Raw genomic sequence first — 13,839 nt, forward strand, 5'->3', positions numbered from 1 at the left:
CGCCTTGATGATGCGGTCTGGTTGTACCCTGTCCCGTACGAGCCGCTGGGCCTTGAGGCGGGAATGTAGCACTCATGACATCGTGCATGGCTTCCATGCCATGGGCGCCAAATTCCGGGGCTGTCTGAACGACCGACAGGTTCCGGAATAGCAACCACCTTTTTACCTGGAGAGCAGAGATGAAAAAAGCATGGGTCCTGTTTGTAGCAGCGCTGTTGATGACTGCCACGTCCGCGTTTGCTGCAGGATACAAGAAAACGATGATTATGGCCGCAACTGCCAATCCAACCGGTAGCCTGCACGCCGTGGCTCTGGAAAAATTCAAGGAAATTATCGAAAGGGAATCCGGTGGCGATATCCGGGTCAATCTGTTTTTGGGCGGTTCCATGGGCAGCGAGCAGGCCAATGTCAAGCAGCTCAGAAACGGCGAGATCCATGCGGCTGTTCTGGCCAACGGCAACCTGACTCCTTTTGCCCCGGCAGCGACCATTGCCATTTTGCCCTACCTTTTCCCCAAAAACGACGATGCCTATGCCTTGCTGGGCAATGAGCAGTTCGTGGCCGATCTGGGTGACGTGGTGGCCACCCAGAGCCAGACCCGTCCCCTGGGCTGGCTCATTGGCGGATACCGCGTGCTGACCAATTCCCAAAAGCCCATTACCACCATTGACGATCTTCAGGGACTCAAGATCCGTGTTCCCAAGGTTCGCATTCAGCTTGATTCGTTTCGTTCCTGGGGCGTGGAGCCCCACCCCCTGGCCTGGTCCGAGACCTTCAATGCCCTGCAGCAGGGTGTTGCCGATGGTCAGGAAAATCCCCATTCCATCAACCAGGACCAGAAGTTCTGGGAGGTCCAGAAGTACATCACGGATCTGCATTACATGCTTTGGGTCGGTCCCTTGCTGGTTTCCGACAAATGGTTCCAGAGACTGCCCGAGAATACCAAGGCCCTGGTGCAGAAGGCTGCTACCGAGGCCTGTGAATACGAGTGGGAATGGGTTGCCGAGCAGAATCAGAAGGCCCTGGACAATTGTCTCAAGCACGGCATGGTCTTTGACAAACTCGCTGATGAGGAAGTTTGGATGAGCAAGGCCCGCGGCTTGTGGCCGGACTATTACGAGGCCGTGGGTGGCAAGGAAAGAATTGACAGGGCCCTGGAGATCATGGGCCAGGAATAGGATATTATCTTGGACGGGTGGGCACGGCCCACCCGCAATTTTCTACCCGGTATCGAGTATGAATATGGTCAAAAAGTTTTTTACGCATTTTGAAGAAAACGTGTGTATCCTGTTTCTGGGGACCATGGTCATGGCCCTTACCCTGCAAGTGTTCATGCGTTTCGTTCTCAGTTCGTCTCTGGCCTGGACCGAAGAACTGTCCCGTTACAGCTTTATCTGGTCCGTTTACATGGGTGGAGTGCTGGCGGTCAAACACGGCCAACACGTCCGGATCACGGCCCAGTTTCTGCTTCTTCCTCCCAAGGTCAGGGTCCTTATTCGCGTTTTCACGGATCTTTTGTGGATGGCAGCCAACTTTTTCATCGCCTATCAGTCCGGTCTGGTTCTTCAGGACGCTTTTGCCTTTCCCGAGGTTTCCCCCACCCTGGGCATTGTCAAAGGGTATGTGGAGGCTATGCTTCCGGCCAGCTTCCTGCTCATGAATGTGCGTCTGGTCATGCAGTACTGGGATCTGCTCAAAAACAATGATCTGATGAGCCTGGCACAAATCGGTGGAGGTGAGGCATAATGGAAACGCTTCCCCTTACCATTCTTGTTCTTGTGGGCTGTTTCTTCATCGGCATGCCCATCTTCATGTCCCTGATCATTTCCGCGGTAGTGGCCATCATGCATTGCGGCTATCTGCCCCTGTCCATCATCCACAACTCCCTGTTCGACGGGGTGAACATCTTCCCGCTTCTGGCCATTCCCTGTTTTGTCATTGCCGGAACCCTCATGGAGTACGGGAACATCACCAAACAGATCATTGATGTGGTCAAACAGCTTGTGGGGCGTCTGCCCGGAGGCCTGGGCATCACCACCATTCTGGCCTGTACCTTTTTTGCCGCCATTTCAGGATCGGGACCGGGTACTGTTGCTGCCATTGGTACCCTGATGATCCCGTCCATGGTTCGCAGCGGGTACACCCCATCCTATGCAGCGGCTGCTGCCTCTTCCGGGGGAACCATCGGCATCCTGCTGCCACCAAGCAACCCCATGATCATCTTTGCCATCCTGGCCAATGTTTCGGTGACCGCCATGTTTACCGCAGGCATCATGCCCGGGCTGATGGTCGCCTTTTTCATGACCGGCATGGCCATGATCAAGGCCAAGATGGAAGGCGTGACCGTTGACAGGGAACAGCCCCCGTTCAATCTGCGGGTCTTTTTGAAAAGTTTGTCCAAGGGCGGATTTGCCCTGGCTACCCCGTTCATCATCCTGGGGTCCATCTATTCGGGCATGGCCACTCCGGTGGAAGCTTCAGTGGTTGCCATTGTCTGGGCCCTTTTCGTGGGCATTGTCATCAACAGGGCCCTTGAGCTCAAACATATCAGACTGGCCCTCATCGAGGGCGCCATGCTCTGCGGAACGGTTCTGCTCATTGTGGGCGCGTCCACGCTCTTTGGCAAAATCCTGACCTATGAACAGGCTCCCCTCAAGCTGGCCAACCTGGTGCTTGGCGTTTCCAAAAATCCCGAAATTGTCCTGATCATGATCGTGGGCATTCTGTACTTTTTGGGCATGTTCATGGAGACCTTGTCCACCATGATCATTCTGGCTCCGGTGCTTTTGCCCATGGTCAAAAGCCTGGGTATCGACCCGATTCATTTCGGCGTGATCATGGTCATCACCAATGAGGTGGCCATGCTGACTCCGCCCCTTGGCGTCAATCTGTTCGTTTCCTCGCGCATCGCCAAGATCTCCGTGGAAAAGATATCCATTGCCGTTCTCCCCTATCTGCTGGTTCTGACCCTGTGCATCCTGCTGATCGTGTACTGTCCGTTCATCAGCACCTGGCTTCCAGCTCTGCTGGGTTCAGGTATGTGACCTGGATAGGCTGTCTGTGAAACAAAATGGCCCGGCCGGTTTCCGGTCGGGCCATTTTGTACTCCCCTTTGTGCACGGGGACCGGAATCCGGTTGGTGCGCACAAGGTGTGCACCGGGGCCTCCCCTGGTTGGTTTTGACTTTTTGCATCCCTCCACCTACAGCCCTTGTGTTTTCGGCATCCCCGGCCGCATTGCCGGCTGGAGAAGAAAAACGGGTGTGGCCCTGTGGACCTTCCTGCTTTTTCCCTGCCTTTCCCATCCCTGAGACCCCAGAGATGCTCATGCCCACCAACCTGCTGAAAGATCATATTGAAGACCTTTTGGATTCCTTTGGAGAGGCCATTGCCATTTCCGATAACAATGGAATCATGCTCCATGTGAACAAAAAACACGAAGAACTGACCGGTATTCTCCACAAGGACATCATGGGCAAATCAGCTCTGGAGCTTGTGGAACGCGGTGTTTTCGATGTTGTCCTGAATCCCGAGGTCGTCAGGACGGGGCAGCCTGCCACCAGAATGCAGAAAACCGCGGATGGTCGGAAACTGATCCTTGAGGGCAATCCCATCCTGGATCGCTACGGTCAGGTTGTTCTCGTGATAACCTTTATCCGTGACATCACCAAGATAGCCGAGCTCAAAGAGCAGATGAGCTCCCAGAAGGAACTTCTGGATGCCTTTCGCAAACTGCAGCACAGCGGGGGCAAGGACCTGGAAAAATTTCCCCGTGTCATTTCCAGCCGGGCCATGAAAAAACTGTACGCCCAGGTATCCATGCTGGGGGATACGGACGTTACGGTTCTGGTGCAGGGAGAAACAGGCGCGGGCAAGGATGTGTTTGCCCGGCGACTGCACGAGGTCAGCGAGCGATCCTCACGTCCCTTTATCAAGACAGATTGCAGCAGCATTCCTGAAAATCTCATGGAAACCGAATTGTTCGGCTATGCTCCAGGAACCTTTTCCGGGGCGAACAAGCAGGGCAAGATGGGGCTTATTGAAGCGGCATCCGGAGGGACCCTGTTTCTGGACGAAATAGGCGAGCTGCCTCTGGCCATGCAGGCCAAACTGTTGCGTGTCCTTCAGGATCGCGAAGTGGTTCGGGTGGGTTCGACCACGCCTCGGAAAGTGGACGTGCGTGTGGTGGCCGCGACCAACAAGGATCTCGAGCAGGAGGTTGCCAAAGGCAAATTCCGCAGCGATTTGTACTATCGCCTCAAGGTTGCGGTTATTACCATCCCGCCCCTTAGAAAGCGCCGAGCCGATATCCTGCCCCTGGCCAGGGGGTTTCTGGGGTATTATGCCCATAAATACCAACGTGATGTCGCCCTTTCCCACGATGCCGAGGAAGCCTTGCTCGCCTATCATTGGCCGGGCAATGTCCGGGAACTGGAAAACCTCATCCTCGGGTGCATGATCACCTGTGAGAAAAAGGTCATTTCAGCCAGAGATCTTTCCATTGCCCTGCCATCGCCTGAACCCGAGAGACACGAGGGGGTCCTGCTCGACAGTCTTGATGTGGAGGGAAAGACCCTCAGGGAGATTCTGGAACAGGTGGAACAGATGGTCATCATGGACGGCATGGCCAAGACAGGCAACATGAGTGCCGTGGCCCGCACCCTGGGCGTGGACAGGTCAACCATTTTTCGCAAGATGAAGCGTTATGAAGGCGGGACGGCATAAGGGTCGTTTGGAGAGAAACCGCAGTTGCTTTTTTCAAAGTCGGACACAGCATGGAGAGATCGCGGTTTGAACGGATGAAATGATTTCCCTTCTGGGCATTCAAAAAGGAAAAACAGGAACACCGGGTTCGCAGCAGGCGGCCCGGTGTTCCTGTTTTACAGGGGAGGAGGTGCATTATGCAAATTTTGTTGTATAGCTACTCTGAATGATATTGAGACGGGTCATGAGTCCTTCTTCCAGTTCCTGATCTCCCATGGGATATGTCTTGCCCAGATAGTCGTATTTGGGCTGGCCGAAGCGGTGGTAGGGGAGCAGTTCATAACTGAGTCCCTTCCGCTGGGGCAGAAATTCCAGAATGGCCCGAATGTCTTCTTCGGTATCATTGAACCCGGGGATGACCGGGGTGCGTACCATGATGGGCAGATCCGGAAAGGTTTCACAGACCCTGGCAAAATTTTCCAGAATCCGTTCATTGCCCACGCCGGTAAAGGCTTTGTGTTTGGCGCTGTCCATACACTTGATGTCCATGATCAGTGCGTTGAGACTTGCGCATGCCTCGGCCAGGGCTTCCCAGTCGCAGTGGCCGCAGGTCTCGATCATGCAGTGGATGCGTTTCCGCCGTGCTTCGCGCAGCAGGGCCGCTGCAAAGGCGGGCTGAGCCATGGCCTCTCCACCACTCAGGGTCATCCCTCCACCGGAACGGGCGTAAAAGGCGTCGTCCTTTTCCACCCTGGTGATGACCTCTTCCACGGTCATGGTTTCACCATACACATTCAATGCGTTGGACGGACATGCCTCGGCACAGGTATGGCACCGCACGCATTTTTCCGGATCGAACACGGGCATGTGATGTTCAGAAGGACTGAGTGCCCCATTGGGGCAGGCTTTGATGCAGCGCGTGCATTTTTCCGTAGTCAGGCATTTTCTGGGATTGAAGGCCAGCTCGGGCTGTTTTTTGTGCGACTCGGGGTTGCTGCACCATTTGCAGCGCAGGGGACAGCCCTTGAGGAAGACCAGGGTTCTTATGCCGTCACCGTCATGAACGGAATAGTTCTGGATGTTGAAGACTATGCCTGTGGTTTTGGCGTCTGAAAGGGTCATGGCGATTTCCTTGTACCATGTGGAGGTGTGAAAAGCGGGAGAACGGGTCACTTCCGTCCTCCCGCTGGTGTGTTCAGGACACGCTAGATAGCGGCGTGCTCGGTACGGTTGATGACATCGTTCTGCAGGTCCTCGGACAGGTCGCAGAAGTAGGCGCTGTAGCCAGCGATGCGGACCAGGAGGTCACGGTAGTTGTCGGGGTCCTTCTGGGCAGCCAGGAGGGTTTCCTTGTTGATGATGTTGAACTGCAGATGCCAGAGGCGCAGGTCACACCATGTCCGGATCATGTCCATGATTTTGCGCGTACCCTCTTCACCCTCAACAGCCTTGGGGGAGAGCTTGAGGTTCAGCAGACGGGATGCACGATTCTTCATGCCGGTGTTTTTGGTGTGGTAGTTGGACATGAGAACGGCGGTGGGGCCGTTGTGGTCCGCGCCATGGGATGCGGAGGTACCGTCGGAAAGAGCGGTCCATGCATGACGTCCGTTGGGGGTTGCGGAAACGATCTTGCCGAAGGGGACGTGGGAGGTGATGGGCACGTAGCGCACGTCGCAATTGATGCCGCGTTCCTCGGAGTACTTTTCCGCGTACACCTGGGTGATGCGGTCCAGTTCCTTGGCAATGGAATCAGCGTAGGGATCGTTGTTGCCGTAGGCCGGAGCGTTGCGCAGCATCTCGCGAACATCTTCATGGCCTTCGAAATCGGTCGCCAGGGCTTCCATGACTTCTTCCATGGTCAATTTCTTGTCCTCGAAGACCAGCTTCTTGATGGCGGACAAGCTGTCGGTCACGGTGCCGTAACCCAGAATCTCGAAGTAGGAGAAGTCCACGCCACCTTCGATCTTCTCATTCTGCAGGTCCTTGCCTTCCTTCATGCACAGGTCGTGGAGCACGGAGGCCATGGGGGAGGCAAAGTGCTGGGGACGCAGCTTGTCCACCAGGGCCTGCTGGTAGAAGGCCTTGGAAATGAGGTTCATGTACTGGTCCACAAATGCCTTGTAGAATTCGTCCCAGGATTTGTAATCCGTTGCATTGCCGGTTTCCAGGCCGATGAGCTCATCGCCGTAGTGCTTCAAGCGACCATTGTTCAGGGTCATCTCGATGGCTGTGGCAGCGTTGATGTACACGCAACCCGAGGTGTAGGTGTCCCGGTTGGGCATGCGTGCTTCGGTGCAGCCGGAAACAGCGTAGTCCAGGGCTTCGTTGAAAGGAGCTCCCTTGGCCGTGTACAGGGGGATAATTTCCTCGTCATTGATCAGCTTGGGATACCCGGAACCATCCTTGATGGTCAGGGCAACCTCGTGCAGGAACCGCTCGGGAGTGCGGGAGTGAATACGCGTGGCCAGATCGGGATAGTTGAAAGGGAACTCTCTCTTGGAACGCAGGAAGAGATAGGAGAGATCGTTGGTGGCATCCTCACCTTCGGGAGTCTGGCCGCCGATGGTTACGGCTTCCCAGTGGGCATACCCTTCCTGGAACTCGTTCCCGGTGGGATTGATGTACAGATCCAGGAATTGAGCCATTTCAACCCACATGTTTTCCAGCAGTTCAGTGGCCTTGTCTTCGTCAATGATACCTGCTTCAAGATCCTTCTTGTAGAAGGGGTACAGATACTGGTCCATGCGCCCGTTGGAGATGATGGCAGAGGATTTCTGCTCGATACGGGAGAACATCTGCACGAACCACTGGCACTGCAAGGCTTCACGGAAATTGCGAGCGGGCTTGGCAGGCACCTGTTCGCAGATCTCGGCGATTTCCAGAAGTTCGGCCTTGCGTTTTTCATCGGTCTCGGCAGCAGCCAGCTCGCGTGCCAGAACAGCGTGACGCCTGGCCCAGATCATAACGGCATCACAAACGATGATCATGGCCTGGTAGAAGGGACGTTTTTCCACGTTCTGCACGGGGCTCAAGGGATCAAGGGCGTCCAGTCTGGCCTGGGCTTCGGCCTTGATGTCCTCGAAACCGCGCTTGATGACTTTTTCGAAGTCATGGACCCACTGCAGGGCGGAGCGGTAGGAAGACGTCTCGCTGACAACGAACTTGGACTTCAGACCTTCGTCGTCATCGTAGGTGACGGTGCGCAGTTCCTCGGGCATGGCGTGATTCAGATGCTCGTGGTAGGTCTTGCCTTCCCAGTAGGGAGCGATTTCGTTCAAAAGAAGATCCGTGTCTTCCTTAGAAAGGAGAAAGGGGCTCTTGGCCCGCTTGTGCAGATCCTTCATGACCACCTTGTAGAAATCGCCGTCGATTTCAGGGTACAGGATCCCGTAACGACCCATCTTGCCAGCACGGCCAGCCAGAAGAGAATTGGGAGTGATGTAGACGGTGATGTTCTCGGCAACGTTTTTGAGTGCCTTGGCCCATCGGAGAACAAGAACCTGCCCTTCGGTGGTCTTCATGGATTCGGTAAAATACCGGGCACGTTCGATGTCGATGGAGGGTACAGTCATGTGAAACGTGTCAAGAATGCCGTAGACGCGTTCACGGCCCTTACGAGTATCGATCTTGTTGATGAGACGATCTTCCTGGGGAGAGAGGGTGCAGCAACCTGTCATGGTAGTTCTCCTGATTATGTTGTGAGAGGCGTCTTTGAAAAAAGAGACGCAACCCGTTGAATTTTCTGTGCACGATGTTTTTTACGTGCAGGATGTTTCGCTAGCAGCAATACCAGTGCCAAACTATTAATTGCTTGATATGTATGATTAAATATTGTTTTTTTGTTTTTTGAATAGTGGGCATGCGTTTGTATGTGCTTGTAGCATCAATGCAACACCATGTGGCCTCAAGTCAGTAATTTCGGGGATTTGAAATGTATATTGCAGTGGCGCAACATTGTGGGCGGATGCATGGCATGTGAGAAAACAGACAAGAGTTCAATCCTCTCTGCTCCCTGCTTTGGTCATCCGGACAAAGATCAGCAGCAGAAGTTTGATCGAAACGGCACAAGGCGTTTCTTGGTGGTTGCGGGACAGGGCCAGGAAGGCCGGCAGTACTGATCTGAAGTGCCCAGATACAAGAGAACATGTCTGGAGACAGGATCACCCGCGGGTGTCGTGACCGGCAGGTGATTCTGTACTGGGGTGAAGGATGTGGCGGGGGAGATGTCATCGTGTACCGCGGCGTATTGCCGTGATGACGCGGGGAATTGTAAGCTTTGATGCAGCCAGATTGTACAGTGATCTCTGTTGAAATGGCCTGAATATTGCTTTAATTGCCCGTTATTTGAACCGGTTAAATGATTTTCTGCCATGATTCAGGCTGGTTTTCAGCATTTCAACCCCAGGAGTAATTTTGTGTACGGATTTGGAATCACAACCCATCAATTCATACTGGCCTTTTGCATCGCGGTGTTCGGAGCCTTTGGCAACGGTCTGGCCGGATTCGGGCTTGCTTTGCTCATCGGGCCTTTTTTGCTCATGATCAATCCCGCCTTTTTTCCAGGGCCCATCATTCTTTTGGTCGGGTTGATCACCACCATGGTCATGATCAGGGAACGCAAAGCCGTCAGCTGCTCCTGCGTCAAGCAGGCCCTGGGCGGGTTCATTCCGGGTACAGCCCTTGCGGCCCTGATTGCGGCCCGGCTTCCGGAGCGCGAGATCGCCCTGCTTTTCGGGGGGCTCATCTTTGTGGCCGTGGGCATGAGTCTTGTGGGGCCCGCCATACGGCCTGGCAAAAAGATACTTTTTTCTGCCGGGGTTCTGGGTGGTTTCATGGGAACCCTCAGCGGGGTGAGCATGCCTCCCCTGGCTTTGGCCCTGCAGAACCGCCCCGGTCCGGAGCTGCGCGGGACCATTGCCTGCGTGGGGTTTCTTTCCGTTATCCTGTCAACCATTGCCCTGGCCCTGGTCGGGCGTCTCGGGATAAAGGAACTGCAGCTGGCCCTTTGTCTGGCCCCAGGAGTTGTCCTTGGCTATGTGTTTTCGTTTCCTGTGGCCGAGTATTTTGACAAACGGTGCACCCGGCCGGCCGTGTTTCTGCTCTCCTCCATCAGCGCCGTGGCCATGATTGTCAGATATGTTTGAATAATGGGGAGGCGAGGAAGGGGGCTTTGCAAAGGCCGATACAGGTGATGTCACCTGTATCGGCCTTTTATGTTGTGCACGCAGGCAACAGCAAAGGGTATTTGGGTGAAAGAGGGAAGAACGCGTCGGGCAGATGGGGTTAGTGCAGCCGTGTTGAGGTTCGAAACGGCTTGAGCATGAAGCACCCGGCAAGCAGGCAGACCATGGCCCCGTCCACGGCCAGGACAAGGCGTACGGAATAATATTGCGATATCAGTCCGTTCAGGGCCAAAGCCAGAGGCATGACCGAATAGGCCACTGCCGTGAGAATGGAAAAGAATCGTCCTTTGAGGGCATCCGGAACCGTGCGTTGAAAAAATCCCAGGGCCGTGGCGCTGGCCAGGGCCAGCCCGGCTCCTGCACCAAACACCAGGGGAAGTCCCAGCCAGGGGGTGGGCGAAAGGGCAAACGCAAGGACAGACGCTCCCAGGCCCACAACCCCGGTTATGATCCGCTGCAGCATGCGTCCCTGGGCCACAAAACTCAGGGTACAGGCCATCATCACGGTTCCAAGAGCCAGTCCCGCTTCCAGAAACGCCACCCAGGACACGTCGCCGGCAAAGGCATATTTGACCATCAGGGGAATGGAGATCATCAGGGGGGCGGCAAAGAAGTTCAGCACCCCGAAAAGGATCAGCATACCCAAGACATCCTGGTTGCCCTTGAGCCATGCCAGGATTTCCTTGAGGCTTTCCCGGGTACTTCCCGTATTGGAGGGCTGAAGCGTGTCCAGGGGTTTGGGGACCAGAGATGTTTTGACGCAGGCGATGAGCAGAAGCGACAGGGCAAAGGTTGCTCCGTTGCAGCCAAAGGCCCCTGCCGTGCCCACTGCGGCCAGAGCGATACCGCCTAGGGCGGCACCCAGCGCGCTGGAAAGGGCAACCACCGACGAGTCCAGGGCCACCGCGGCAAAAAGCCCTTCCTCATCGGTCAGGGAGGCCAGAGAGCCCTCGGCCGAGGATTCAAAAAGGGGCATGAAGCAGGCAAGAACAAAGACCAGGACGTACATGCGGTAAAGGGTCATGGTTCCGTGCATGAGGAGCAGGGTCATGACCATCGCCAGTACAAACCGGCAGGCATCAGCAAGGATCATGCACCGTTTGCGGTCAAACCGGTCCGCCAGAGTTCCTGCCAGAGGACCCAAAAGGACCGAAGGCAGCAGGGTCAAAGCCATGAGCAGCCCCAGGTTGAGGGCTCCCTGAGCTCCTGTTTCATTGACCGCCCACCAGGACAGGGCAATGGTAAAAAATTTATCTCCTATGGCCGATATGAACCGGGCTCCGAAAAAAAGACGGAAATCGGGAAAGCGTACCAACGGGTGAGATCCAAGGGCGGCCATGTTCATGGGGCCACCCTGAGATCCACAATGCGCCGGATTTTTCCAGTTCGGCCCATGCGTTCAATACTCCCAGGAGGACGAATGCTGACTGTGAAATGGCAGCCAAAATCCGGCAGATCCTTGAATTCGGCGGCTTCTTTCTTCAGGGCGTTCCACACTTCTGTCTCCAATCCCTGGTGATCCTGTCCTTCGATGATCAGATGCGCCTCCAGGCCTTTTTCCCCGTCTCTGACAATAATCTGGTAGACCGGTGTCAGCCCGGGAAAAGCAGCCAGGGTCCTGTCGATTTCTGCCATGTACAGGTCGTTGTACAGCAGGCGGACATAATGGTCGGTCCGTCCCAGCAGACGAAACTTGGGGGAGGTGCGGCCGCAGGCACAGGGGGAATCCACCCAGGCGGCCCGGTCGCCGATGCGGTAACGGATGATGGGATGGAGCAGGCGTCCGGTTCCCGTTGCAAACACCTCTCCGTTTTCGCCGAATTCGAGATACGCCCAGTCTTCGGAAAGATGGAATTCGTCGTGTCTGCACTGATCGCATTGATATCCCAGTGGTCCGATTTCCACGGCTCCATAGGAAAGGGAACCGATCCGGGAGGCATGGAAGACCGTACGCAGGAGATTTCTTGATGATTCGGACATGGCCTCGCCCGTGTAGAAAATGCGTTCCAAGCGAATGGTGCGCTGCTCCTTGCGGGCTTGTTCTGCCAGTTCAACCAGGGTGCTGGTCATGCCCATGGCCACATTGGGACGAAACCCCTCCACAAGGTTCAGGGTTTCTTCAATACTCTGATTGGCCGTTATGGACAGGATCTGACAACCGGTCTGTTCCAGTCCGCCGTTGGTGGCCAGAAAACCCGTGTACAGGGAACCTGCCCGCATGAGATTGGCCACCCGATCTCCGGAAGAAATCCCCAGAGCCCGAAATCCCTGTCCCAGCAGCCGCTGGGATTGCTTGAACTCTTCCACGGACCAGCAAAGGTTGCGGGGCGTGCCCGAGGTTCCGCCGGAGCTGAAAAGATAGCTTGCCCCGGCAGGAGCCGTGAGCATGGAGGTGTCGGCCGGGGGACAGTGGGTTTCCAGATGATGTTTTTCCAGCACAGGAAGTCTGCTGAAATCTTCAAGACTGGTAATGGGAAGTTGTACATCCGCATACAGTTTTTTGTAAAAGGGACTTTTCAGGGCGTGATTGACCAGCCGGTTCAGTTCGGCCACAAGGCGCGCCTCACGTCGTGCGGGCGCATCATAGGTCCGGCCCAGACGCTCAAGGGGGAGATCTTCCTTGCTCAGCATCTTCACCAGTCCAAGGATCAGATAGGAACCGTCATGGGGTGCGCCTGCATCGACTCCCACGCCCATTGTTCCCGGACGGCAGAAACGGGGTATGCCCAGGGGTTCCAGTCCCTGCAGGGTGTCTTCAAGCAGGGATTCGGGTACGGCCAGCCCCACGGTGGACATGTGGTCTGTCATGGAGGGCATGTTGCCTTTGAGCACATCCTTCCAGTTTTCCACTGTATTGACATAGATGGTCCGGTTCAGGGGCGAAGGGATCACGCCGGTCCCTTCCCTGAGGATGACCGAATGCGTCCTGCCTTCCAGAAGCAGTCCCCGGCCCTTGAAAACGTCCCAAAAGGCCTGTTCTCTGGCCTTGCGTATGTCCACGCCTTCATCCAGATCCATACCGGCCTGGGGAAGGGTGTCTGCCAAACGCTGAAGCTCCTGGTGCAGACCGTGAGCCACCTGGTGAGCCAGGTCCCTGCCTTCCACAAACAGATTCTGACAGCTGGTGCAGGCCTTTTGCTCCCAAAGGGCCGTGTCCATGGCAAAGCCCTCTATGGCCTGTTGGAGGTCGTCTTTTTTCAGGCCCTTGCGGATGAGTCCCCAGCTCAATTTGGGGCCAAAGGCCAAAAGGCGGGTCGTGGGGGAGGTGATGGCGGCATATTCCCGCACGGCCTCTTCTCCGCCAAAGAGGAGGATGCCGTCGAATTCTTCTCCCACCAGATGCATCATGTCCGCATTGGTGTGACTCCATGAGGTGATGGCCAGGGTGGAGGCAATTGCACCTGTGGGATCTTCTTCCAGAAGGGCTTCCAGAAAAAGGAAGGGGAAAATCGGGTCATGCCGGGAAAGCTTCAGGACATTTATGTTTTTGGTGATCATTCCGGTGATCACGGAATCCACGGAGCCCAGAAAGATATTGCCCGGAGCCACGTGGCAGATGGCCCCCAGGGGCAGGGCCCGGGCTGCCTTGCCCCGGTAGATGGTCCAGCCGTCCAGAGCCCTTCTGTCGCCAAGACAGGAGAGGCGTTCTTCCAGGGATTCCCGACACAAAATTCCCTGCAAAGCCTCCATGGCCTTTTCCATCATGGGGAGTGAATAGCCTGTTATCCGGGGCATGATTTCAAGGATACGATCCCGGTATCTTCCCGGTCGGGTCAGCCTGGTGCCCACCCTGTCCAGCAGGGAGATGATATCGTCCAAAGGGATCCTGGCCAGGGCATCAACACGCTGTTTCATGGCTGATGCGGAAAAAAACCTGCGCCCGTCCCGGACATCAAGGTCTCTGGGCGCTTCATGAAATGTTCCAAAGAAAAAGTGCTGCATTGTTTCCATGG

General features: G+C 55.6%; 9 protein-coding genes. 5 read left to right on the top strand and 4 right to left on the bottom strand.

Features of this window, described 5'->3' with window-relative positions; genetic code table 11:
• The first annotated feature begins 179 nt into the window (after positions 1-179).
• From DPF_RS04635 to DPF_RS04655, 4 genes are all read left to right on the top strand, one after another.
• Entirely contained in the window at positions 180-1,178 is a 999-nt protein-coding gene (locus DPF_RS04635) for a TRAP transporter substrate-binding protein (protein ID WP_069857694.1), read from the top strand.
• A gap of 58 nt (positions 1,179-1,236) precedes the next feature.
• Complete coding sequence (locus DPF_RS04640; protein ID WP_069857695.1) at positions 1,237-1,746, top strand: TRAP transporter small permease; 510 nt, start codon at positions 1,237-1,239, stop codon at positions 1,744-1,746.
• The gene (locus DPF_RS04645; RefSeq protein WP_069857696.1) at positions 1,746-3,044 is read left to right on the top strand and encodes a TRAP transporter large permease; all 1,299 of its coding nucleotides are present in this window, start codon (positions 1,746-1,748) and stop codon (positions 3,042-3,044) included. Before DPF_RS04640 ends, DPF_RS04645 begins: the two co-directional genes overlap by 1 nt.
• 282 nt (positions 3,045-3,326) lie before the next feature.
• Positions 3,327-4,724, top strand: a complete 1,398-nt coding sequence (locus DPF_RS04655; RefSeq protein ID WP_231702130.1) for a sigma-54 interaction domain-containing protein — start codon at positions 3,327-3,329, stop codon at positions 4,722-4,724.
• Between the two features lie 174 nt (positions 4,725-4,898).
• Here DPF_RS04655 and hpsH read toward each other — a convergent pair whose 3' ends face one another.
• Positions 4,899-5,825 (bottom strand): (2S)-3-sulfopropanediol dehydratase activating enzyme, encoded by a 927-nt coding sequence (hpsH, locus tag DPF_RS04660; protein ID WP_069857698.1) that lies wholly within the window; start codon positions 5,823-5,825, stop codon positions 4,899-4,901.
• An 83-nt stretch (positions 5,826-5,908) separates the two neighbouring features.
• Entirely contained in the window at positions 5,909-8,380 is a 2,472-nt protein-coding gene (hpsG, locus tag DPF_RS04665; RefSeq protein WP_069857699.1) for a (2S)-3-sulfopropanediol dehydratase, read from the bottom strand.
• Positions 8,381-9,118: 738 nt separating this feature from the next.
• Here hpsG and DPF_RS04675 point away from each other — a divergent pair.
• A complete protein-coding gene (locus tag DPF_RS04675; protein ID WP_176724165.1) occupies positions 9,119-9,847 on the top strand; it encodes a sulfite exporter TauE/SafE family protein in 729 nt (242 codons plus the stop codon).
• Between the two features lie 139 nt (positions 9,848-9,986).
• Here DPF_RS04675 and DPF_RS04680 read toward each other — a convergent pair whose 3' ends face one another.
• A complete protein-coding gene (locus tag DPF_RS04680) occupies positions 9,987-11,231 on the bottom strand; it encodes an MFS transporter (RefSeq protein ID WP_218069958.1) in 1,245 nt (414 codons plus the stop codon).
• Positions 11,228-13,837 carry an acyl-CoA reductase gene (locus tag DPF_RS04685; RefSeq protein WP_069857701.1) on the bottom strand — a complete coding sequence of 870 codons (2,610 nt, stop codon included), beginning with the start codon at positions 13,835-13,837 and terminating at the stop codon, positions 11,228-11,230. The genes DPF_RS04680 and DPF_RS04685 overlap by 4 nt, the downstream gene beginning before the upstream one ends.
• Between the last annotated feature and the right edge of the window lie 2 nt (positions 13,838-13,839).

It is taken from the genome of Desulfoplanes formicivorans, from assembly GCF_001748225.1.
GTDB lineage: Bacteria > Desulfobacterota > Desulfovibrionia > Desulfovibrionales > Desulfomicrobiaceae > Desulfoplanes > Desulfoplanes formicivorans.

Coding starts and splice junctions, on each gene's coding strand:
- DPF_RS04640 (WP_069857695.1), top strand. CDS start 1,237: ATGAATATGGTCAAAAAGTTTTTTACGCATTTTGAAGAAAACGTGTGT.
- DPF_RS04685 (WP_069857701.1), bottom strand. CDS start 13,837: ATGGAAACAATGCAGCACTTTTTCTTTGGAACATTTCATGAAGCGCCC.
- hpsH (WP_069857698.1), bottom strand. CDS start 5,825: ATGACCCTTTCAGACGCCAAAACCACAGGCATAGTCTTCAACATCCAG.
- DPF_RS04655 (WP_231702130.1), top strand. CDS start 3,327: ATGCCCACCAACCTGCTGAAAGATCATATTGAAGACCTTTTGGATTCC.
- DPF_RS04680 (WP_218069958.1), bottom strand. CDS start 11,231: ATGAACATGGCCGCCCTTGGATCTCACCCGTTGGTACGCTTTCCCGAT.
- DPF_RS04645 (WP_069857696.1), top strand. CDS start 1,746: ATGGAAACGCTTCCCCTTACCATTCTTGTTCTTGTGGGCTGTTTCTTC.
- hpsG (WP_069857699.1), bottom strand. CDS start 8,380: ATGACAGGTTGCTGCACCCTCTCTCCCCAGGAAGATCGTCTCATCAAC.
- DPF_RS04635 (WP_069857694.1), top strand. CDS start 180: ATGAAAAAAGCATGGGTCCTGTTTGTAGCAGCGCTGTTGATGACTGCC.